The organism is Aerosakkonema sp. BLCC-F183 (assembly GCF_041929145.1).
GTDB lineage: Bacteria > Cyanobacteriota > Cyanobacteriia > Cyanobacteriales > Aerosakkonemataceae > Aerosakkonema.
The window spans coordinates 1-20544 of sequence record NZ_JBHFNU010000089.1 but is presented as its reverse complement, the minus strand read 5'-3'; the positions used below and the strand labels follow the sequence as shown (position 1 = coordinate 20544).

General features: G+C 45.7%; 15 protein-coding genes and 1 pseudogene. 3 read left to right on the top strand and 13 right to left on the bottom strand.

Going from position 1 to position 20544, the window contains the following annotated elements; all coding sequences use genetic code 11:
* Window positions 1-9: 9 nt before the first annotated feature.
* Window positions 10-705 carry a TIGR04283 family arsenosugar biosynthesis glycosyltransferase gene (locus tag ACE1CD_RS27170; protein ID WP_374826845.1) on the top strand — a complete coding sequence of 232 codons (696 nt, stop codon included), beginning with the start codon at window positions 10-12 and terminating at the stop codon, window positions 703-705.
* A gap of 21 nt (window positions 706-726) precedes the next feature.
* Here ACE1CD_RS27170 and ACE1CD_RS27165 read toward each other — a convergent pair whose 3' ends face one another.
* From ACE1CD_RS27165 to ACE1CD_RS27145, 5 genes are all read right to left on the bottom strand, one after another.
* Window positions 727-1458: a Uma2 family endonuclease gene (locus tag ACE1CD_RS27165; RefSeq protein WP_374791244.1), complete on the bottom strand. Its 732-nt coding sequence runs from the start codon at window positions 1456-1458 to the stop codon at window positions 727-729.
* A 200-nt stretch (window positions 1459-1658) separates the two neighbouring features.
* Window positions 1659-3446 carry a M61 family metallopeptidase gene (locus ACE1CD_RS27160; RefSeq protein WP_374826844.1) on the bottom strand — a complete coding sequence of 596 codons (1788 nt, stop codon included), beginning with the start codon at window positions 3444-3446 and terminating at the stop codon, window positions 1659-1661.
* A 43-nt stretch (window positions 3447-3489) separates the two neighbouring features.
* Window positions 3490-4173 carry a Crp/Fnr family transcriptional regulator gene (locus ACE1CD_RS27155; protein WP_374791246.1) on the bottom strand — a complete coding sequence of 228 codons (684 nt, stop codon included), beginning with the start codon at window positions 4171-4173 and terminating at the stop codon, window positions 3490-3492.
* 286 nt (window positions 4174-4459) lie between these two features.
* Window positions 4460-5707: a hypothetical protein gene (locus tag ACE1CD_RS27150; RefSeq protein ID WP_374826843.1), complete on the bottom strand. Its 1248-nt coding sequence runs from the start codon at window positions 5705-5707 to the stop codon at window positions 4460-4462.
* Between the two features lie 608 nt (window positions 5708-6315).
* Window positions 6316-7446 carry a HetZ-related protein 2 gene (locus ACE1CD_RS27145; protein WP_374791249.1) on the bottom strand — a complete coding sequence of 377 codons (1131 nt, stop codon included), beginning with the start codon at window positions 7444-7446 and terminating at the stop codon, window positions 6316-6318.
* Between the two features lie 35 nt (window positions 7447-7481).
* Here ACE1CD_RS27145 and ACE1CD_RS27140 point away from each other — a divergent pair, with 35 nt between their 5' ends.
* Both ACE1CD_RS27140 and ACE1CD_RS27135 read left to right on the top strand, forming a co-directional pair.
* Window positions 7482-7697 carry a hypothetical protein gene (locus ACE1CD_RS27140; RefSeq protein ID WP_374791251.1) on the top strand — a complete coding sequence of 72 codons (216 nt, stop codon included), beginning with the start codon at window positions 7482-7484 and terminating at the stop codon, window positions 7695-7697.
* A gap of 178 nt (window positions 7698-7875) precedes the next feature.
* Window positions 7876-10095: an ATP-binding protein gene (locus tag ACE1CD_RS27135; protein WP_374826865.1), complete on the top strand. Its 2220-nt coding sequence runs from the start codon at window positions 7876-7878 to the stop codon at window positions 10093-10095.
* Window positions 10096-10108: 13 nt separating this feature from the next.
* Here the strand turns inward: ACE1CD_RS27135 and ACE1CD_RS27130 are convergent, their stop codons facing one another.
* The 8 genes and pseudogenes from ACE1CD_RS27130 to ACE1CD_RS27095 form a co-directional block, all read right to left on the bottom strand.
* Window positions 10109-11512, bottom strand: a complete 1404-nt coding sequence (locus ACE1CD_RS27130) for a serine/threonine protein kinase (RefSeq protein WP_374826842.1) — start codon at window positions 11510-11512, stop codon at window positions 10109-10111.
* Window positions 11513-11526: 14 nt separating this feature from the next.
* A complete protein-coding gene (locus ACE1CD_RS27125) occupies window positions 11527-12843 on the bottom strand; it encodes a protein kinase (protein ID WP_374826841.1) in 1317 nt (438 codons plus the stop codon).
* Between the two features lie 100 nt (window positions 12844-12943).
* Complete coding sequence (locus ACE1CD_RS27120; RefSeq protein ID WP_374826840.1) at window positions 12944-13816, bottom strand: 6-carboxytetrahydropterin synthase; 873 nt, start codon at window positions 13814-13816, stop codon at window positions 12944-12946.
* A gap of 173 nt (window positions 13817-13989) precedes the next feature.
* The gene (locus ACE1CD_RS27115) at window positions 13990-14691 is read right to left on the bottom strand and encodes a DnaJ domain-containing protein (RefSeq protein ID WP_374791270.1); all 702 of its coding nucleotides are present in this window, start codon (window positions 14689-14691) and stop codon (window positions 13990-13992) included.
* A 121-nt stretch (window positions 14692-14812) separates the two neighbouring features.
* Window positions 14813-15781: a cysteine synthase A gene (gene cysK / locus ACE1CD_RS27110; RefSeq protein ID WP_374826839.1), complete on the bottom strand. Its 969-nt coding sequence runs from the start codon at window positions 15779-15781 to the stop codon at window positions 14813-14815.
* 108 nt (window positions 15782-15889) lie between these two features.
* Window positions 15890-16327 carry an Rrf2 family transcriptional regulator gene (locus ACE1CD_RS27105; RefSeq protein ID WP_190475414.1) on the bottom strand — a complete coding sequence of 146 codons (438 nt, stop codon included), beginning with the start codon at window positions 16325-16327 and terminating at the stop codon, window positions 15890-15892.
* 428 nt (window positions 16328-16755) lie between these two features.
* Complete coding sequence (locus ACE1CD_RS27100; RefSeq protein WP_374826838.1) at window positions 16756-18909, bottom strand: iron uptake porin; 2154 nt, start codon at window positions 18907-18909, stop codon at window positions 16756-16758.
* A gap of 1397 nt (window positions 18910-20306) precedes the next feature.
* Window positions 20307-20544, bottom strand: a pseudogene (locus ACE1CD_RS27095) (photosystem II D2 protein (photosystem q(a) protein)); the annotation flags it as partial.

Here is a 20544-nt window from a genome sequence, read left to right as displayed (position 1 = left end):
GTCAATTTGATGGAAACGAACAAAATTTCGATTATTATGCCTGTGTTAAATGAGGCACAGAATATTACTAAATCTGTTTTATTAGCTCAAAACGCTACAAATGTGGAAGTGATTGTTGTTGATGGTGGCAGTCAAGATGAAACTGTTGCTATCGCTAAATCATTGGGTGTGAAAGTTTTATCTTCTCCTCCCGGACGCGCCTTGCAAATGAACAGTGGTGCAGCAGTTGCTAGCGGAAATATCTTGCTTTTTTTACACGCCGATACCATTTTACCTGAAGGTTTCGACAGCATAATTCGTCAAACTTTAGAAGCAAAAAAACAAATCCAAAATCCCATCGCGGGTGCGTTTGAATTAAAAATTGATGCTCAAATACGAGGAATTCGTTTAGTAGAAAAGATGGTAAATGTGCGATCGCACATTTTTTCCCTACCCTATGGCGACCAAGCCATCTTTATCAAAGCCGATGTATTTCGCGATATTGGCGGTTTTCCAGAACTGCCAATCATGGAAGATTTTGTTTTTATCCGCAATTTAAATAAAGTCGGAAAAATTGCGATCGTACCAGTACCAGTCATCACATCAGGTCGTCGCTGGCAGAAACTGGGAGTGTTGAAAACTACCTCGATCAACCAAATTATCATTATCGGTTATTTTCTCGGCATTTCCCCACAAAAACTCGCTCGTTTTTATCGTCGAAAATAAGGTGGGCCATGCCCACCCTACTTATTCAACAAATTGCCTCACCTCTTCCACAGACAAACTCAAAGCTGACGCCACCTGTTCCACAGTCAATCCCAGCCCCAATAAACGGGGAATGGCATCTCTTCGCGCTTGTTCTGCTTGCTGTCTGGCTTGTTCCGTTTCTTTATGACTCAACAACTTCTCCCCAGTTTGAGGGTCATAAAATCTTAACTCGCCTCCTATTAATCGCAAATCCAAACCCAAAACTTCGCTGTAAATTGATAAAACACCATCCGGTAAAAGATTACCACCAATAGATTCGTAACTGCCATCGATAAGTCGAGAACCTTTCAGTTGCGTAGTTAGGTAATCTCCAATCGGATCGTACTGAAAATACTCCTGTATTCCCAATTGCGCGTACTTCCGTGGTTTTTCTTCCTCGTCGTTTTCCTGAGTTGTCGCTGAAGTAATTTCCAAAACAAAATTCGGAACTTTATCTTCTTCTTCCCACACTTTATAACTCAGACGTTTTTTCTTTGTAACTCCAAAAACGACAAACACATCTGGTGCAACTACCGCACTAGGCACGCCTTTTTTATAGTAAATAAACAGATTGCCAGATACGTAGACATCTTCTCTATTTTGGAAATAAATGTCTAGCGCTTCCACACAATAAATCAAATAATCGCGTGCTGGATCGCTCTCTGCCATCGGCGCACCATCTGAAATGGGATAAATTATTTCTGTTTTGAGTTGATTGGATGCGAGAGTCATACAGAAAGACCTCAACTCAACTGGCATTTGTTGAATTATAGCATTTTATATCATGTCCTTACACATCGGTTGCATAAAAAAATGCGTTCTTATCTGCGTTTATCTGCGTTTATCTGCGGTAAAGATTTAACCCCCGACTCCCACAGATAATCCTCAACATCAGTCTTACATTAAGGTGGGCAATGCCCACCCTACAAATACTACGAAATGGTTGATATTGGCACCCCCAACCAACCAGCAAAGTTTTCTTTTTGCGCTGAGGAAGGGTTACTAACCGCGACAACCTGGTAAGAATTCGGTTTTGGCGCTGCTAGGGTCACTGGCAAAGTCCGCAATTCCTCTTGATGGAAAACAGTTACTTGGATGGTATCGCCCGGTTGATAATCCTTGAGACGATCGCTCAATTTTTCCCCCGTCACCCGTATCCCGTTTATTGCCAGCAACTCATCGCCAGCATCCACACCCGCGATTTGTGCTGGGGAATCGATTTCCACAAAATTGATTGCTTCTTTACCATTTTGTGACTTTGCTGTCAAGCCTATAAATGGTGGTTGTTCCGCTTCCGAGTCAGGTAGCAATTGCAAACCGAATAGTTCTAGGTACTCATCAAACGGCAGTTCATCCGTACCATCAACGTAGCTGGCAAAGAAGTCGCTCAAATCCGTTCCAGCGACAGACTCGATCGCTTCTTGCAACTGTTCTGGAGTAAAGCCGATTTCTTCCTTACCGAACTGTTCCCACATTTGCCGCATCACATCATCGAGCGATCGCTGATTTTGATGTCGCGATCGAATCAGCAAATCCAGCAACAGCGATACCAATTCTCCCTTCAGATAATAAGAAATCTGCGAATTATCGCTATTGGCATCCCGTCGATAAAGCTTAATCCAGGCATCAAAACTCGACTCGCTGGCCGGCTGCACCTTTCGCCCAGGTATAGTTTGCAACCGCGTAATTTCCTTACTCAAATTCTGCAAAAACGACTTAGCATCGTAAATGCCCGCCCGCAGGGGAATCAGCAAATCGTAGTAACTTGTCGTCCCCTCGCTAAACCACAAAGACGGTGTATAATTTTCACCATCGTAATCAAACTGTTCCAGCGCTTTCGGGCGAATCCGCTTCACATTCCACAGGTGGAAAAACTCGTGCGCCACCAACTGCATAAAGCGATCGTACTTATCCTTAGCGCGAAAACCAAAGCGAGCATAATTTAAAGTACAGGAATTCTTATGTTCCAAACCGCCAGCATTTTGAGCAGCCAGATGTAGCAAAAACACATAGCGATCGTAGGGAAGTCCCCCAAACATTTGGGCTTCTATCTCTATGATTTTCTGGATATCCGGAATTATCCGATTTGGCTGGGCATTTCCCTGTCCCCAAATTGCTAATTCGTGAGGTTTACCCAACACCTCAAACTCATATAAATGGTGGCTACCAATTTCAAACGGACTATCCACCAAAGTGTCAAAATCCACTGCCTCAAAAGTATTGACTTCATCTGCAACTGGCGGCAAAGGTGTTGCGATGCGCCATTCTTTAAAAGGTGGCAGAATTTGGATGCGGATTTTTTCCCGTTCCCATCCAGGAATGTAAAAACATAACGCCGCCGGATTAAAATAACCGTGACTACCATCTAAATGATTAGTCCGCACTGACAGGTCATTGGCAAACACCCGATAAAAAACTTCTATTTCAGAAGCAGAATTTATATCTATTTGCCAATGATTTTTTCCCTGCTTACACCAAGGTAAAATAGTGTCCCCTGCTTGGGCAGAAAAATCTTGTAAATGCTTGGCATACTCGCGCACCAAGTAAGAACCAGGAGTCCAAACCGGTAGTTTCAAATCTAAAACCGATCCAGCCAGACCTGCAACAGCCAACCTCACCTCAAACAAGTGAGAATTTGGCTGTGGCATAGCGATCGTATATTTAATTGTCGGTGCGCTGCGTTTTTGAGTGCTGGGTCGAACAGTTGTTGCTTCCGTCATTAATCCACTCATCCACTCATCCAAAATCTAAAATCTAAAATTGTTAGACTCGTCCTGCTAGGTGCGTCAACTGCCTCAAATTGATCATGTGAATAACTTGACGACCGGAATCGATTTTGAGCCAGCCCTTGCTATCCAGTTTTTCCATAATTTTAGTAGTTTCCTCCACACCTATATCGGACACATCAGCCAAATCTTTGAAAGGAATGTTATAGATTTCCATTCCCTTTTCCGTTGATTGACCGTAGTTTTCTCCCATTGCAACCAAAGTGTTGGCTAATTTGACGGCGGGAGGCTGATGGCGCAGATGAAAGCGATGGTTCATTTGGCGCAGCCGCCGTACCATTACTTGCAGCATCCGATGGTGTAGCTGGGGGTCTTTAAATAACGTTTGAATAAAGCGCTGCGCGTGGACGCTCAGCAAGCGTACCGAAGAGAGGGCAATCACATCGGTAGAACGGGGTGATTCATCTAGAATCGCCATTTCCCCAAAAAAATCGCCCTGCCCCAAAATTGCCAGAGTCACACCGTCATCCCCAGTGATGCGCCGGACTTTTACCCAGCCAGATACAAGGAAGTAAACCGCATTACCCCAGGCATCTTCCATAAGAACCGCTCTGCCTGCTGGGTATTCGTGTTCGTCAGCAACCGACAAGAGCCATTCTAAGGTTTCTGGGTTGACAGTGTTGAAAAGCGGGAAAAGTTCACTAAAATCTTCAGTTTGCATGAAAGATCTTAAAAGTAGTAGACCAAAACATTGGCAGCAGTAATATCATCCCCCTTGCTAATGCAAGGATCTGCCATTGTGGCAGCAAAGAGTAGCTGATATTTTCCCAGTCTAACGATAGCTGGTTTAGAATCAAAGCCAAATTAGGCTTATACGTACACTGCCAATCATGTTTCTGGTGTCCGCTTTACTATTGTACTCTCATTGACACTCACCGCCCGTCATAGCGGTGATTCTTGGGCTGAATCTTGCCTCTACCAAGTGAACTTGACTTTGTGTCAACCCCTCAACTGGTGCGATTTTCGTCGCTGTGTGACTCAGCTTGCAGCAGCTTTAGGGCTTCCAGCTGTTTGTTCAGGCTCTTGACTAGCTCATCCAGAGCAGGCAAAGCTTCTAATTGTCCTGCTGTCAGAGTAGGATCGATGCGCGTGCGCTTTTGAATTTCATTGATTTTGGTTTGCAGTTGCTGGGCCATCGTCAAAGCATCGCGACTGAGGTTTTCCAGTTGCTGCTGTTGGTAAAACTTCAACGCAGCTCCGCGCAGAACTTGAAGGGTTCCTTCCTCGCCGTGAGTACCGGGCATCACCCGCAAGCGCAATAGCAAACGGTTTTGTTGATAAATCCTCTCTATTTCTACCTGTTTCGGGTGTTCTACCGGAATTAAAGACAAGTGAGTTAAGCGCTTGAGTTCGTTAATGACTCCCTGAAAAACAGCTGTATCCAGTCCTTCCAACACCGACTGCAAGACACCGTTCTGGCTCCACAGAATGCGACCGCTATTTTGATGTCGCTCGAAATAAAGCCGACCGATACCGCCTGCAAGCACTCTTGCGAGCAATTCGTGGAGCAACTTTTTTGGCGGTAGCGTTGCCAGAACTTCCACCGGACTTGAAATGCGGTCTGCTTGTACTTCCAATACAGGCAGGCTGTACCCAGAAGGTAGTTCCACAGACATTTGAGCGGGTTTTACTCCGCTCGGCTGTCGCTTTGCAGTCGTCTGATTTGGGATTTGGGCAGGAGCGGGATGTGAATGGCTCGAAGTTATCGATGGCGGTACAACGTGCGATGAACTTGACACAAAGTCCGATTTGTCTAACTCTTCTGGACTGTCCACAATCAGTGTCGGTCGATCGTGTCGATCTAAGCGATTGTCTGATGCTGAGTTTTGTTGTTTGGCACTGGCTTGCTTCAGCTGTCCCATGTGGTTTAAGTACGCCGATAGCACCGCTTGATGCTGTGTGGCTGTAATTGACTGGGGCACCAACGAGCAATTCATATAGGCTAAAATGCGGCGCACGTAATCTAGAGCCGCAGTATCATCTGGATTCACCATACCTAAATTTAGGTGGGTTCCTTCCAAAGAAATTGGTAGGACTTGATGATACAGACAAGCTTCAAAGGGAAGGATAGTGTCTATTAACCGGAATGTTACTTCATATTTTTCCCTATCCATCCCTTTATCCGATCCAGGTGCCGAAAATTGCTGATAACTGGTGCGCTTTTGACTAACAGTGTTATGTGCCAAGGGTGCCATAGGTGTTTATTTAAGCTTACTACCATTTCTCTCAATCCCAAGGCCGATCGAAAGTTTTGTGCTTTGAGCTTTGAATTGTTGGAGGTGGGTTTAATCACCTTATCTGTTTTTTTGACGAGTTCACTTTGCCAAACTCGTCTATTTTTATACAGATACTTTCTTCACTTCAAAACCTTATACTTATAACTTGGGACTTTCTTCAGGAGCGGTGTTGAAGACTGCGATGCAAAAATAGGGCTCAACAGAGCTACTCTAACTGTCGCCGCCGACAACTGTGTCAGTTTGACCTTTTCACCTAGAAGGTTTGACCCAACCAAGGATTTGTGGTTAGAACACCCTACCCTTCTCTGTTGTTAAATGTCTCTTCTAATACCAAATTGCCACCATTTAGTCAATAGGGTTTATCTCTTTAGAGATATTTCTTTATCTATATGACTCGAATGAAAGCGCGATCGGTATTAGCCAGCAATAGCACCCTTTTGGATCAGGAGTATATTCTAACTTTTGTTTTATTGCACAGTAAAGCCTTGATAGGAGGCAAACAATACACCCTCTATCATATCTTTTAGCTTTTAAATTTAAAAAAAGCTTTAATTTTTTGTGATGAATTAGGAAGCGCTTCGCTTTTCTTGGGCTGCTAAGTACAGCTTGCTCCATTCGCCCATGACCTGATTGGTTTTCAGGTTCAAGTCTTGGGCGATCGCTTCTAAGGTTTTGCCAGTCGCCAGTTTGTCTAGCAGTCGGCGTTGTTCGTCTGTAAGGCTTTCCTTATATTCCTGCCACTGCGTTGGCGTCAAACCCAGTCTGTGTTCCTGTAAGGAAGTTTCCAGCCAGTTGGCGACTAACTCCGGTTCGACTTTGAGGCCAAATACTCTGATCGCGTGATAGCTAATTTTTTCGCGCAGCCGATAGATTTCTTTGATCGGCTTGTTCAAGGCGCGGGCAATCTCTTCCTGAGAGCGACCTTGGAGATAAAGCTTGAGCCAATCTGTCGCCACTTGGCCCAGGTTCTGAGTCAAATAATGCTCAAATTCTTGTTTGACCGCCGATCGCGCTGCCATTTTTTCTTCCAAGGCTTGCTTTTCTTGATGCACAGCGATCGCCTGCGCGTCTAGCAAACTGACCGGGTTTTCTGCATCGTCTGGCATCACTTCTTCCGACACCAAACGCACCAAGTCACCTGTAGGCACTTGGGTAATACCTCCGCGTCCCGATCGGCGCAAATAGTTGACAAAACGATAAAGCAGGAGCGGTTGATTGCGTATCGGTCGCAGACAGTATTCTTCCGTACTGGCTAGCAGTAGGGCGTTTCGCAACCGGGAATCTGAGGTGGAGGAGGCAATCCAGGCAATTTGCTCCTGCAAGTAGCGATCGCTGTTTAACAATTCTTGAATCACTTCTTGCAGAACGTCTACCACAGCTCGCTGACGATCGCGAGAGAGCGCCACCCAGGTCTTGATTTTATTTCGCAGCATCACCAGAGAACCCAGCCGACTTATCAGGTTCCGATAAGCTCGCTCTGGCCCCACTTCCAAATAGCGATGCCGTAAAATGCGGTAACGGTAGTCCATCGCTTGCTCGGCAATTACTAACTGGGCCGGGGTTAGTGTCTCATAACGCTCCAAATCTTTTCCCAATAGCCAGCTAACGATACTCTCATAAGTTGCCGAGTCGTGGTTCGGACAGTCTAGCTGGAGCCGCGATCGCCAACTATCAGCGAGGTTTTCAGCTATTTGCATGGAATCTAGCTCCTCAAGTCCTTATAATCGAGAGTTTGCCTCACAACCTTGTCGATGTATTCACCCACCTGGGTAGTGTTGACTTTTTCGGTCGTCGGTTTTTGGGTGTTTGTATACCGATTACCAATAGTCGTTTACCGATCGCAAACGCCATATCCTGGCAAAATCCCACAATACACTGGGATTTTATCGAGGCCACTTCTTGTTTATATCGTCGTCCTCCCATGAGAGGTGTTTTAGATCACAACTAACCGGAGAGCGGCCTCACCTGGCCGCTATTTTAATATTTGTTAATTTTAATTAAGGGTTTTAAGATTATCTAACTTAGCTTTTTTGACATACTCTTACCGTGAAGCTGACGCTGTAACGGGAGATTCTCAAAAGACTTTCCCTTACTGGCTGTGTCAAGCAGACCTTATACAGGAAACTATGTACTCCGAACCGATAGAATTGCGTTTGCAAAAACTAAAGCAAGAGCAGGAACTCATATTAGATCGAGTGGACAACGCGATCGCCCTGTTCGATTACTCCCACAAACTCGTCTTATTTAATCAGAAGCTTTCTCAGATTTGGGGTTTTTCCCCAGAGTGGCTGCAAAGCAAACCCACCTATGAAACTGTTTTTGCCGAGCTGGTAACGCAAGGCTTTTGGTCTGAGGTACAGAAAAAACAGCTCGCTTCTACGATCGAGCAAGCAGAGGTGGAAAACGTCTCCTACTACATAGAGCAAAGTAACGGAGTTTGCCTGGAGGTTTACGTCACAGTCACATCCGATGGCGGACGCCTGTGTACTTTCCGAGATGTCACCACCTACCAGCAGACGCTTAAGGAAGCAGCTCTGACACAGGCAAACTTAAATGCGGAAGTGCGACGTTTGGCCTTTTTGCTGAGCTTGACAGAACGACTGCAACCGGCTACAGAACTGCGCGAAATAGGACAATTTGCCCTCAGCTACCTGGTAGAGGTGATGGGTGCAGCTTTTGGCGATGTCAAAGTGATTGCCGGAAAAGGAACCGATCGCCAAGCGGCTATCTTCACCAATCAGATTTCCGGACAATTTATCGCCACTTACGGTGAAGTAGCTGTGGCCCAAATGCAAGCTTTACTCAATCAAGGCGTTCCCTACGGTCAAGGACTGCTTTGGGAAGTGGTGGAAACTGGGAAACCCATTTTTGTAGAAGATTATTACAAAAACCCAAAAGCGCTGGCGGGATTTCGCCACCCAGCGATCGGTCAGTTGGGCATTTTTCCTATTCCAGCCGCCGATGGTACTATTATCGGTGTCCTGACTCTGGAATCTCGCAGTTTGCAAAAATTGCAAGAAGCTCCTCAACAAGATATGCTGATGGCTGCTTGTCGCACTTTGGGTGTAGCGATCGAACGCGCTCAAGCAGAAGAACGTCTGCGTCAGATTAACGAAGATTTAGAACGCGCATCCCAGATGAAGTCTGAGTTTCTCGCCTCTATGTCCCACGAACTGCGGACACCCCTCAACAGCATACTCGGATTTTCAGATTTGTTAATGCGGCAAAGCGCCGGTTCGTTAAGCGATCGCCAAATCGGTTACGTTCAAACTATCGAAAAAAGCGGTCAGCACCTGTTGCAGCTGATTAACGATATTCTCGATTTATCTAAGATTGAAGCTGGCAAGACAGAACTATATCCACAGCCTGTTTCAATTCAGTATCTCTGTACAGAATGCCTGAAAATGATTCAGCCGCGTGCGGATAAAAAGCGACTGGCGCTTTCTTTGGAAATCGATTATCGGCTCAAAAATGCGAATTTGGATGAGCGTCGAGTCAGCCAGATTTTGATTAATTTATTATCTAATGCTGTGAAGTTTACCCCAGAAGGAGGACAAATTAAGCTAGCCAGTAAACTCGCTTATGGCAGCGACTTGGCAAAAGAATATCGTCTCGATCGCAGTCCCATAAATCCTACTACACCTTACCTTTGTTTGGAAGTAAAAGATAGCGGTATCGGCATTCCTAGAGAAAAATGGCATTTGCTATTTCGTCCTTTCCAGCAGGTAGATGCTTCCTTAACGCGCCGTCACGAAGGCACCGGTTTGGGTCTGGCTTTAACAAAGCGATTGGCAGAATTGCACGGCGGTACGGTTTCCCTGGAATCTGTAGAAAATCAAGGCTCCGTATTCAGGATATGGCTACCTCTGACGGAAATGTGGCAGGAGTCAATCATCAACGGTCAGTTATCAAGTGTTAGCGACAAACAACAAATAACTGACAAACAACAATTAACCGATCGCAAACGGGTGTTGGTCGTCGAAGATCAGGTTTATAATCAGGCGTTGATTTCTGAAGTGCTGGAACTGGAAGGCTACGCCGTTGAATTAATTTACGATGGTAGCACAATGATCGATCTGGTTTATTCGGCGCTGGTGACGTCTGAATCATTGCCGGATTTGATTTTGATGGATATTCAATTGCCAGAAGTAGATGGTTTTGAGATTATTCGTCACCTGAAGGCGCATCCTTTGTGGCAAAAGGTGCCGGTAGTTGCAGTTACAGCGATCGCAATGGCAGGCGATCGCGATCGCTGTCTGGCTGCCGGTGCTAATGGTTACCTCAGCAAACCTTTGAATTTGGATGAGTTGATTTCGACGGTGCGATCTTTTGTCAATAAAAATTAGACCTAACCTTTTTTTATTTGTAAGTAATTGGTAATCCTAACCAATCGCTCAATTCGTGCGTCAGCCAGTATATCTCTTCTTCTGTAAGGGAATTTATTTTACTGAGCCTATATTTTTGCTTTCCTGCCTGAATAATCAGTAAAGGTCTAAGCCCCACCTCTTCTCTGCCCTCGTCTTCTCTGCCCTCGAAGTACCCGAAGTACTCGAAGTGTACGCTACTTCCTTTACTAAACAATACTATCTCAGAGATATCTTCACGTTTCGATGGACGAGTACTTTTCCATGTAAATCCCAGCAAATCATTAGTGATAGCAATTTTCCATGCGTCAATTCGCAGATGAACTTTCCTAAATAGAAAAAATAGGCTCGCCATCGCCAAGAAAACCCAAACAGACCCGATCGCAATCAAACTTATTAAGATACTACCGTCATAGCTATATAAAACATTTCCCGCCCAAAAAGATAGAGGTATTATGCAACTAACCAAACTAATTAAGACAAAATTCAATCCTTTTGATGGAAGCGTAATTTCTATATAATCTGAATTTTTAGTCAAAATAACATCGCTGTCTTCTGGTTTTTTTACAGCTAAAGTCGCCTTGCTTTTAATGCGAGGATTTTCCAATGCTGACAGAGCATAAATTGCCGAATTTAAACGTTTATCCAAACTTGGCTCTGTCATCCATTCCAACCAATCAACTAAAGCCGAACTGAGATTAACCACCTCTTGGAATTGAATCCGAAAATCTTTTTGCGGTAATTCAGTTGGATGTCTACCTGTTACCAAATAAATCAAAGTTGCGCCCAAACTGTAAAGGTCAGAAGCAGGAGTAGCGCGTCCGCCAAATTGTTCTGGTGGCATATAGCCATAAGTTCCCACAACAGTAATCGTACCGCCAAATTTGGCAGCTTGGTTCTGTACGGAACCGAAATCAACTAAATAAACTTGACCGACACTATGACCGGAACGATTATTTAAAATAATATTACTCGGTTTGATATCCCGATGAATTATAGTTGGTTTTTGTTCGTGCAAGTAAATCAAAATTTTTAATAGATTTTTAGCTAATCTCTTAACTTCATCTTCACTAAAAGTACGACCTAGTTTTAGATGTTCTTCCAATGATTTACCCTCAACATAACTTTGCACCAATGCAAATCCCTTATTGTCAGGCAAATCTATTTCTATGTAGTCGAGGTAGCGGGGAATAGCAGGATGAGAAAGCGCTTTTAAAGTTTCGGCTTCTCGTTCAAACAACTTTAAATCTTGCCATTCAAAATCATTACCAAGGAATAACAGTTTGATGACCGCCAAATCTTTAGTTTGCAGGTCGCGAGCTAATATTGTTTGTCTTCCTGGCTGTTTCCCCAATAGTCGCATAACTTCATACCGTCCTGCCAATATTTGCCCTGTCATTTTTTATCCCTCATTCAACTATCTTTTGCTTTAAATCGTCTATTTTCGCGTTCGTACCATCGAGCAATTGACTTACTAACGACTCCCATCGATAATCCTGTAATCACCGAAGGCGCAATTATCCAAAAAATGTCTAAGTAAGAAAATCTAGTGAAGACAGGACTAAGCATAATTGCAAGAATCTTAGAAAAGCTGGCTACAGTAACAGCTGTGCAGACCAAGCTGCTGACTGCACTCATAACTTGCCTATGCAGTTTTGGATTTGCCAGCGGGAAGAAAAATAAGCGCGTTAAAATTCCTACTAATATTCCATTTGTAAATCCCACAAACAAGCCAGTCAAAGCACCAATTATTCCTCCCAAAAATGTTCCATAACCAGGTATTATCCAAGTGCTATAAATTGCAGCTTGTACTGCTACTGCTAGCGTTCCCATTACAGTACTGCGCCAGATAGAATTCCAGAATAAATTAATTGTTGATACTGGTTTTCTCTGTTTGATTTCGAGTGAGTAAGGCTTTCTGGGTTTTTGCTCCTCTAATGCTGACAAAGCTGACTGTGCAGAATTGAAACGACGTTCCAAACTCGGTTCTGTCATCCACTTTAGCCAATCGGCAAAAGCAGGACTGAGATTGCAGTTTTGCTCAAATTCAATCCGCATATCTTTCTGCGGTAAATCGGCTGGATGTAACCGCGTTAACAAAGCTATTAATGTTGCTCCCAAGCTGTAGATATCGGAAGCAGGAACCGCACGTCCGCCAAATTGTTCTGGTGGCATATAGCCGTAGGTTCCTACTACGGTGACAGTTCTCCCTTCTTGAGTTGCCAGTGTTTGTACGGAACCGAAATCTACTAAATAAACTTGACCGATACTGTTACTAGAACTATCGCCCAATAAAATATTGCTAGGTTTAATATCCCGATGAATAACAGGTGGTTGCCGTCTGTGCAGATAAGTTAAAATTTCTAACAAAGCCTTGGCTAATTGTTTAACTTCTGCTTCGCTGAAAGTTCTTCCATTTGATAGATGTTCTTCCAGCGATGTTGCTTCAATGTAACTCTGCACCAAAGCGAAACTTTTGCCCGATGCGGTATCGAGTTCAAAAGAATCTAAATAGCGAGGAATGGCGGGATAGGAAAGGCTTTGTAGAGTTTCGGCTTCCCGTTCAAATAGTTTGAGGTCATCCCATTCAAAGTCTTTGCTAAAGGTGAGGAGTTTGACAACAACTAACTCTTGAGTGTGTTTGTCACGCGCCAACAAAGTTCGTCGTCCCGCTTGCTTTCCCAGTTGTCGATCGATAATATAGCGATCGGCCAGTATTCGATCGGCCATGCTTCCATTCCCACCAGTAGCCTTTGCTAGGTTTTAGCACAAGTGCTAGCGATCGGCCACCGATTTCTAGTTCCCAGGTTGAACCTGGGAACTAGGTAAGTTACACTCTTACCAAAACAGGCTCCTTCATCTTGCCATTAACTGCACCTGACTCGGATTCAGTAGCATAAACCTCGCAAGAATTATTGGGGCTTTCCACCAACTTAACCTTGTAAAGCTGAGCGCCCAATTCCCGAATCGGTTCTTGCAGTAAATCGCGGATGCGAATAGCAATATTTTCTGCTGTAGGAACGACTTCTGCAAAGTAAGGAATATCTTTATTTAAGAAAGTGTGATCGAAAGGCTCAACCACATAATCGTCAATAACTTTTTGTAAGGCTCCTGAATCGACACACATCCCAGTACGCGGGTCAATTTCTCCTTTTACCGTCACTTCTAAATGATAATTGTGACCGTGCCCGTTGGGGCGAGCGCACTTACCGTAAATCTCGCAGTTTTTTTCGTAGCTGAGGTCAGGACGAGCGAGCCGATGAGCGGCGCTAAAATGAGTGGCAATGCTGAGATAAGCTTCCATTCCGTTTCCTAGATAATCTGCCCAAAGTTCCGGATGTTCAAACAATTGAATTCGCACTAAAGGTAAGTGAGGAGCCAACCGCTGCCAAATTACCCGCGCTATGCTTTCTGTAGTCGGTAGAGTCTGTTGAAATTCTGGCCAGACTTCGTTGAGATAGGAAAAGTCCAGTTGACCGGTAACTTCTCGCTTGATTACGTGCTTCACATCAGATAAGTTCAGCACCATACCGTATTCATCCAGTTCGCCCGCCATATAAACAAACAGGACATAATTATGTCCGTGTCCGGGTGCGCGGCTGCAAGCGCCAAAGCGTTTAATGTTTTCGGCGTCACTCAATTCTGGCAACCAGTACCTGTGGCTGGCTGAAAACTGAGCGCGACGATTGATAATACATTTCATGAATCGAATTGGGAGGAGCGAGAGGAAAATTGTAAAGTTTCGTAAAACTCTTCTAGTTTTAGAATATCTTAATTTCTGGAAAGGGGCTAGGGGTTGGGGCGTCGGGAATCGGGAAAAGGAAAAATTTTAACTTTTGACTGAGTGACTTTTGACTGAGTGACTTTTCTTCTTCACTAAGCTGCAACGCTTCTTAAGGCAGCTTGGGCTTCACGTCGCAATCTAGCGGCAATTCTAAACATTTCGTGACCCGCGTGCAGATAGCTCTCATCGTAGTTGAAAGTGAAGAACTCTAATTCGTTAATACCATCCCCAACTCGATCGAGACAGTAATAAAGGCTCGCCGCTGCGCCAGCTACTTGAGCGGGATTGGGCATAGAACGAAAATAACGTTGAGCTTTCTCTAAAAAGTCGCGGCACTCTTTGAGATAATCTTGAAAAGCTTCCAGAAGTCGATCGTCAAACGGGTCAGCCGAAAGCTCTTCTATCCTATCCTCCAGAGGATTGAGAATCTCACAAAGCAGCCGATTTACAGGCTGATAAACTTGGTGCAACCATAGCTCAATTTGCTCGTCAGTATCTCTTGCATTTTGTCGCTGTTTTTGGTATTGTTTTTGCGCTGCTTTAGTACGCTGTTGCCAATCGCCAGTAGCAGTAGCAGATGGATTGCGTAATTGTCGATCGTATGACTGTCGCTTATGAGGATCGCTAAGCACTTCATAGGCAGCGTTAAGCTCAACGATATGTTCGTGATTGGCTTCTTCGTGCTGACTATCTGGATGATAAAGCTTTGCCAAACGGCGATAAGATTGCTTAATTTCAGATTGAGTTGCCTGCGGATTGACTTGCAGGGTTTGATAGTGATTGGTATCCGTCATAAAAGTGGTTCGGTAGTGGAAAATTCGATCTTGATAGGTGGATAGCAGTAGCATTGGGAAAGCCGATCGCCTTTGTGCAGGTTCGATCGAGTACCCTACTTATCAAGATCGGATTTAAGAACTACCAAGGTAGCCCAAGAGAAGATAACTTGGGTTCCGGATCTTGGAACAAAGGCGTACTCAAATAGCGCTCTCCAAAGCTGGGTTGAATCATCACGATCAGGCGTCCCTCATTTTCCTTTCGCTGAGCTACGCGAATTGCCGCGCATAGCGCTGCACCGCTGGAAATCCCGGATAGCAGACCTTCTTCGCGAGCTAGACGACGCCCGTAGGCGATCGCATCTTCATCGGTGACAGCGATCGTCTCGTCAATTAAGTCTACCTTAAGTACTTGGGGAATAAAGCCAGCCCCAATCCCCTGAATTTTGTGCGGCCCTGGTTTTCCACCAGAAAGAACCGGACTGTTAGCAGGTTCGACGGCAATGGCACGAAACGAAGGTTTCCGCTGTTTGATGATTTCCGCCACGCCAGTAATTGTACCGCCCGTACCCACACCAGCTACCAGAAAATCGACTTGTCCATCTGTATCTTGCCAAATTTCTTCTGCTGTCGTTTCCCGATGAATTTGCGGGTTAGCCGGATTGCGAAATTGTTGCAGCATATAAGCATTCGGAGTTGTGTCCACAATCTCCTGCGCTTTCCGAATTGCACCGCTCATCCCTTCGATTCCAGGAGTCAGTTGCAATTCGGCTCCGTAAGCTCGCAACATTGCCCGTCGTTCGTTGCTCATCGTTTCAGGCATCGCTAATACTAGCCGATAACCCCTAGCCGCAGCAACCATTGCCAGCGCAATTCCTGTATTCCCAGAAGTAGGTTCCACCAAAATCGTTTTACCGGGTGTGATTCGCCCTTCTTCTTCTGCTTTATCGATCATACTGACGCCAATCCGGTCTTTGACGGAAGCTGCTGGGTTCATTCCCTCCAACTTCACCACAATTTGCGCCACACAGCCTTCTGCTTGTGGAATGCGATTTAACTGTACCAGGGGTGTACGACCGACTAACTCGGTGATGTCATGGGCAATCCGCATATTTTTTAATTACTCGTAAACTGTTTGTGCTTAGCGATCGGTTGTCAGTTGTCAGAGGATTTTATTTTTTTCCCTGACTCCCGACGCCCCAGCCTCTAGCCCTTTTTTTCAGATGTAATACATAATATCTAGCTGACGCCTAGCATCTCGCTTTTCGCGCAGATCTTGGAGTGTATATTTTTGCAAAACGGAATTAGCCGCTTGCAGCCCTTCCTGCCATATTTCTCGCACCACAGCACTTTCTAGGGTTTTGGGCGCAGAATCGCGCTCAGATGGTTGAGAATCCTGTCCTTCCAAACAATACACGACATCTAACAGCGTAATTTTCCACGGTTCTCGACCCAAAACGTAGCCTCCCTTCGCTCCCCGTTGGCTACGCACCAAACCGCAGCGCCTCAAAGTAGCCAGCAGCTGTTCTAAATAGCGATCGGGTATATTTTGTTGCGCCGCAATCTGCCGAATTTGCAGAGGTTCGCCACTTTGGTAGTGAATTGTCAGCTCCAAAAGAGCTAGTAGCGCGTATTCACTTTTACACGAGAGTTCCACAGTATATATGTTTCCGATACTTTTTCGCTAACATTCATTAACAAATACGCTCACGAAGTGAGGGCGTATCAACCAATGCACGAAGGAAAATCCCTCGCGCACCATTGCAGTCTTTCAGCATCACGTTTTTATTCCAACTTAGTATCGCTTTTTCTAGTATACCCCGGTTCTACACTGGAGTTTATCGGTTTACAGACAAATCTATTTTCCTTCGATCCCTACAGATATAAGTAGGGGTGAGGGGCTAGGGCGTCGGGAAGAGGGAAGAGGGAGAGGGAAAAGGGGAAAGGGAAAGGGAAGAGGGAAAATTTTGACTTTTGACTTTTGACTTTTGACTTTTGACTTTTGGCTCCCCCACTCCCCCTCTCAATAAAAAAGCCCCATCTCAAGCGGGGCTGTAGTTTTGTTCTAAGTTAGTTCTAAATCGCCTAGAAGGTGAAGGTCGTCCTCAGCGTACCGATGAAAATATCATCGTTATTCTTGTTCTGGTCGGGAGCCATTAACCAAATCACACCAGGGGTGACCGAGATATTATCCGACACTTGGAACTTGTAGAATCCTTCCAAGTGCCAGGGGATATCCCGGTTAAACTGAGGATCTGGCCCTGCAACTTCTATGCCTGTCATGTAAGGTTCAGCGCCGGCAAACAGACCCAAAACGTTACCTTCTTTACCCAAGTTGGGAAGGGCAATCCCAAGTCCGTAACTCCATATTTGTGCCGTACCGCGACGGATGAGGGTAGCGTCGGTCAGCGAAGCCCAGCCGCTGATGGAGAAATTCTTGCTGAGTCGCAACGCAGCTTGGGCTCCGTAGGAATTCGTCACCACAGGAGTTGTGGTGCCATTGGTAGACGTGCCCAAAAGTGTAGATGGTAAGTTAGCCAGAGTTGTACCTACAAGGCGACCCCCCGCACCTGCACCGCTCTCGAAGATGTCGCTACCGGTGTTGTGGTAACCGTGGACGTAGGTTAAAGCAAAGCCCAAGCGATCGCTTACACTAAAGTTCAACTGCGCCAAAGCCGCGTAGTTACCGTCAAACAAGCCGTTCGTATCGAGTGGGCTATTGGCACTGGTGGGAGCGTTACCGGGGCGATTCACACCCGAACCGCCTGCCAGGTATCCTACTGTGAGCGAACTTGGTTTGAAGAAGCTACCGCCGCGTCCAAAAGCAAGGCTGATACCACCACCTGCACCACCACCAATCCGATAGATCGGGCTCATTTGTGCAAAGGTGGAAATAGCGCCGTTACCGCCATCCCCATCATAAAAGTACGGATTGGAAACGTCCGCGTAGTCGTTGTGAAGTCCCCCAACAGCAGCTACGTAAGCTCGCGAGTTGCCAAATATAGGGAATTCGTAAGCCAACCAATCTAAAACGATATTGTTGTTGCCAGTGCTACCAGCTAAAAATTGCAGAGTGCCTTCAGCGCTATTCCGAGAGTACGCTGCGTCCGAACCGATAAAATCCCGGCTCGGTAAACTGTTAAACGTGACGGCGTTACCTGCTGCCAAACGGGTATGCAGGATATCTTTACCTGTGAAGCTGGTTTGAAATTCTAAACGTACCCTGTCTTGAAAGACTGTATTATTCGCGTCGTCAACACCCTCACCGATATTGCCACCGCCAAAAATATCCGATATGGCAAAAATCGCTTCTCCTTTCAGCTTTGTGGTGGTGGAGAACTGCTGAGCTTCCAGTTTCGCCGTGCGTGCTTCCAGAGCATCTACGCGACCGCGCAAAGTAGCCAATTCTGCGGCAAACTCTTCTTGCAACCGTTGCAGAGCGGCTAAATCCTCTCTAGTCACGCCTTGAGGCAATGCGGCAATTAATTCTTGAATCCGATTCAAGCAGGCATTTAATCCGGCAGCAAACTCGTAGCGAGTCAGGGCGCGGTTGCCGCGATAAGTGCGATCGGGATAACCTTCAATACAGCCGTAGCGTTCTACCAGCGATTGCAAAGCTTGGAAAGCCCAATCAGTTGGTTGTACGTCCCGCAACTGGGAAACGGAAGTAACTTGACCTACTGTTTCTGCGTTACCTGTGCCTTCGCTACCGTATTGGATAATTTGGTCTAGCGTTCTCTCACTATTAGGTGCTGCTTGAGCTACTCTTATTTCCGATAAGCTCGCAGATGCTGGTGCAGGGGAAGATATTTTATCGGCAAGCGTTTTCTGCTGCGATTTAGTTGCTGGCTGCGTCGTCGCTTCTAGTTTGGACGCAACTGACTTCTGCTGCGAATTACTAGCTTCTACCAAAGTTTGCTCAGAAGGCTGTTCGACTTTAATAGAATTTGTCGATAATACGGCTGCCTCTTCTTCTACTGCCTGTGAAGCTATATGTTGCAGCCCATCTATTCCAAGCATTGCAGCGGCAACTGCCTGCGCTTCGGGGCTTTGAGTTACAGCAGCTGGAGTTTGAGCTACTTCTGGGGTTGTTTTGCTTTCAGTCGCCATTGCTGAAGAGCCAAGTAGGAGGCTTGCTCCCAAAATTGCCGGACTGAACAGCACAGACTTCCACAACGTGTTAGACATTTTTCCTCTTCTCACACCACTTAACAGAGAATCTACACATTCGTGTGACATACTTCCATCTCTTCACTCTGCTCCTTAGCAGACAGACAGCAAGCGGAAGTTTTGCGTAATTTAGATTTTACGTCGGCAGATACAACTCATTCGCTTGTGGCCATCATAGCGACAGCCTCTTTGCGTGTTCGTTGCATCAGTTTCACGCCTGCCCTGCCCGGACGACCGACGGGTCTTCCCAACACAATCGTACTACGCAATACCTTAATGCTGGGCTTTGATTCCCGATTCTACCCTTTGCATATAATGAATTTAACCAGTCGTCGGGTATACCCATACTTATGAGAACGGCGACTGGCAATTAAGTTAACTATAGATTAACAAAAGTGAAGTACCTACACTGACCTTCGGTAGAGTCTAGGCTTCCTGTCTCACTTGCCGTTGCCACGTTGGGAATATCACAAGGATATTCGGGACTTAACCCGATAATGGACTTACATAGCATCTCTGGTATGAACGACCTTTATCTAGTCAATGCTAGAACCCAGGCAGCCGCCCGCCTCCCGCAGGCAGTTAAATTGTGACTTTGAGAATTTACATGGAGTGTGCTTATGCGTCCCAGTGGCAAATTCCCTTTTACCTTACTCACGCTAGTTACTACGAGCAGCGTCGTACCGCTACTTCGTGTTGTTTACAGGCGTGTGGGTGGGTTAACAACCATTTATATATTAACATAAAAGACATACAATGTATGTCTTTTATGAAAACCGGAAGATTAAATCTCAGACTGTCCGAGAACAGATTGAGCAAGTTACGTTTGTATGCTCGGGGTAAGGAAAAGACAGTTACCCAACTCATTGAAGATTGGATCGATAGGTTGCCAAGTCCAAAAGTTGGCGACTCCTCCCCGACCTCATTCCCTAACCAAGCTGACCGTTGATATTGGTCGGGGGTCAACTCGTCGCCGCCCCGCCTTCATCCCACGCTTCCCTTCGGGTCAAATGTGGGGCTTCTGGAGAGATTACCTAAAAAACTATCCGCTCTCACCAATAGTGACGGATTAAAAATTTGCCACTATTTAGAGTGAGAGCGGTCTAGCGGGTCTTCAGATTGTAACTTGACTGCCGGGAGGAACTTTTTACCTGCCCAGCAGGTGCAGTCATCTTAGTTCGCTACGCAAACAAAGCTAACTGCTAGAGAACAGCCCCGGCGCACAGCCAGTTAACTACAACCTGATGACCCATGCGCTTACTACTATCTTGCATAGGCATCACCTCCTTGTTGCCTGAACGGTCTTTATTCAAACAGGCAGCTTTTTAGCTGTCGGTGTTGTTCACCTTTCCATAAGGTATCACACCTACAGAAAAAAATGTGGACTTCGATAAAAAAATCCCTGCCAGTAGATGGGCAGGGTTTTTTGATATACTTGCAGACCTAAGCGAATTTGCCGCTAGATACTACAGAGCGTTACCGCGAGGCAGTACTTCTTCAGGGAATACAAAGTGTTCGTGAGGTTGATCGGCAGGAGACATCCAAGCGCGAATCCCCTCGTTGAGCAGAATGTTCTTGGTATAGAAAGTTTCAAATTCTGGGTCTTCAGCCGCCCGCAATTCTTGGGATACGAAGTCGTATGCCCGCAGGTTAAGGGCTAAGCCGACAATGCCCACGGCGCTCATCCACAAGCCGGTCACGGGG

Excerpts from the sequence above, each read along its gene's own strand:
- ACE1CD_RS27170 (WP_374826845.1), top strand. The coding sequence starts at position 10 with ATGGAAACGAACAAAATTTCGATTATTATGCCTGTGTTAAATGAGGCA.
- ACE1CD_RS27165 (WP_374791244.1), bottom strand. The coding sequence starts at position 1,458 with ATGACTCTCGCATCCAATCAACTCAAAACAGAAATAATTTATCCCATT.
- ACE1CD_RS27160 (WP_374826844.1), bottom strand. The coding sequence starts at position 3,446 with ATGACGGAAGCAACAACTGTTCGACCCAGCACTCAAAAACGCAGCGCA.
- ACE1CD_RS27155 (WP_374791246.1), bottom strand. The coding sequence starts at position 4,173 with ATGCAAACTGAAGATTTTAGTGAACTTTTCCCGCTTTTCAACACTGTC.
- ACE1CD_RS27150 (WP_374826843.1), bottom strand. The coding sequence starts at position 5,707 with ATGGCACCCTTGGCACATAACACTGTTAGTCAAAAGCGCACCAGTTAT.
- ACE1CD_RS27145 (WP_374791249.1), bottom strand. The coding sequence starts at position 7,446 with ATGCAAATAGCTGAAAACCTCGCTGATAGTTGGCGATCGCGGCTCCAG.
- ACE1CD_RS27135 (WP_374826865.1), top strand. The coding sequence starts at position 7,876 with ATGTACTCCGAACCGATAGAATTGCGTTTGCAAAAACTAAAGCAAGAG.
- ACE1CD_RS27130 (WP_374826842.1), bottom strand. The coding sequence starts at position 11,512 with ATGACAGGGCAAATATTGGCAGGACGGTATGAAGTTATGCGACTATTG.
- ACE1CD_RS27125 (WP_374826841.1), bottom strand. The coding sequence starts at position 12,843 with ATGGCCGATCGAATACTGGCCGATCGCTATATTATCGATCGACAACTG.
- ACE1CD_RS27120 (WP_374826840.1), bottom strand. The coding sequence starts at position 13,816 with ATGAAATGTATTATCAATCGTCGCGCTCAGTTTTCAGCCAGCCACAGG.
- ACE1CD_RS27115 (WP_374791270.1), bottom strand. The coding sequence starts at position 14,691 with ATGACGGATACCAATCACTATCAAACCCTGCAAGTCAATCCGCAGGCA.
- cysK (WP_374826839.1), bottom strand. The coding sequence starts at position 15,781 with ATGCGGATTGCCCATGACATCACCGAGTTAGTCGGTCGTACACCCCTG.
- ACE1CD_RS27100 (WP_374826838.1), bottom strand. The coding sequence starts at position 18,909 with ATGTCACACGAATGTGTAGATTCTCTGTTAAGTGGTGTGAGAAGAGGA.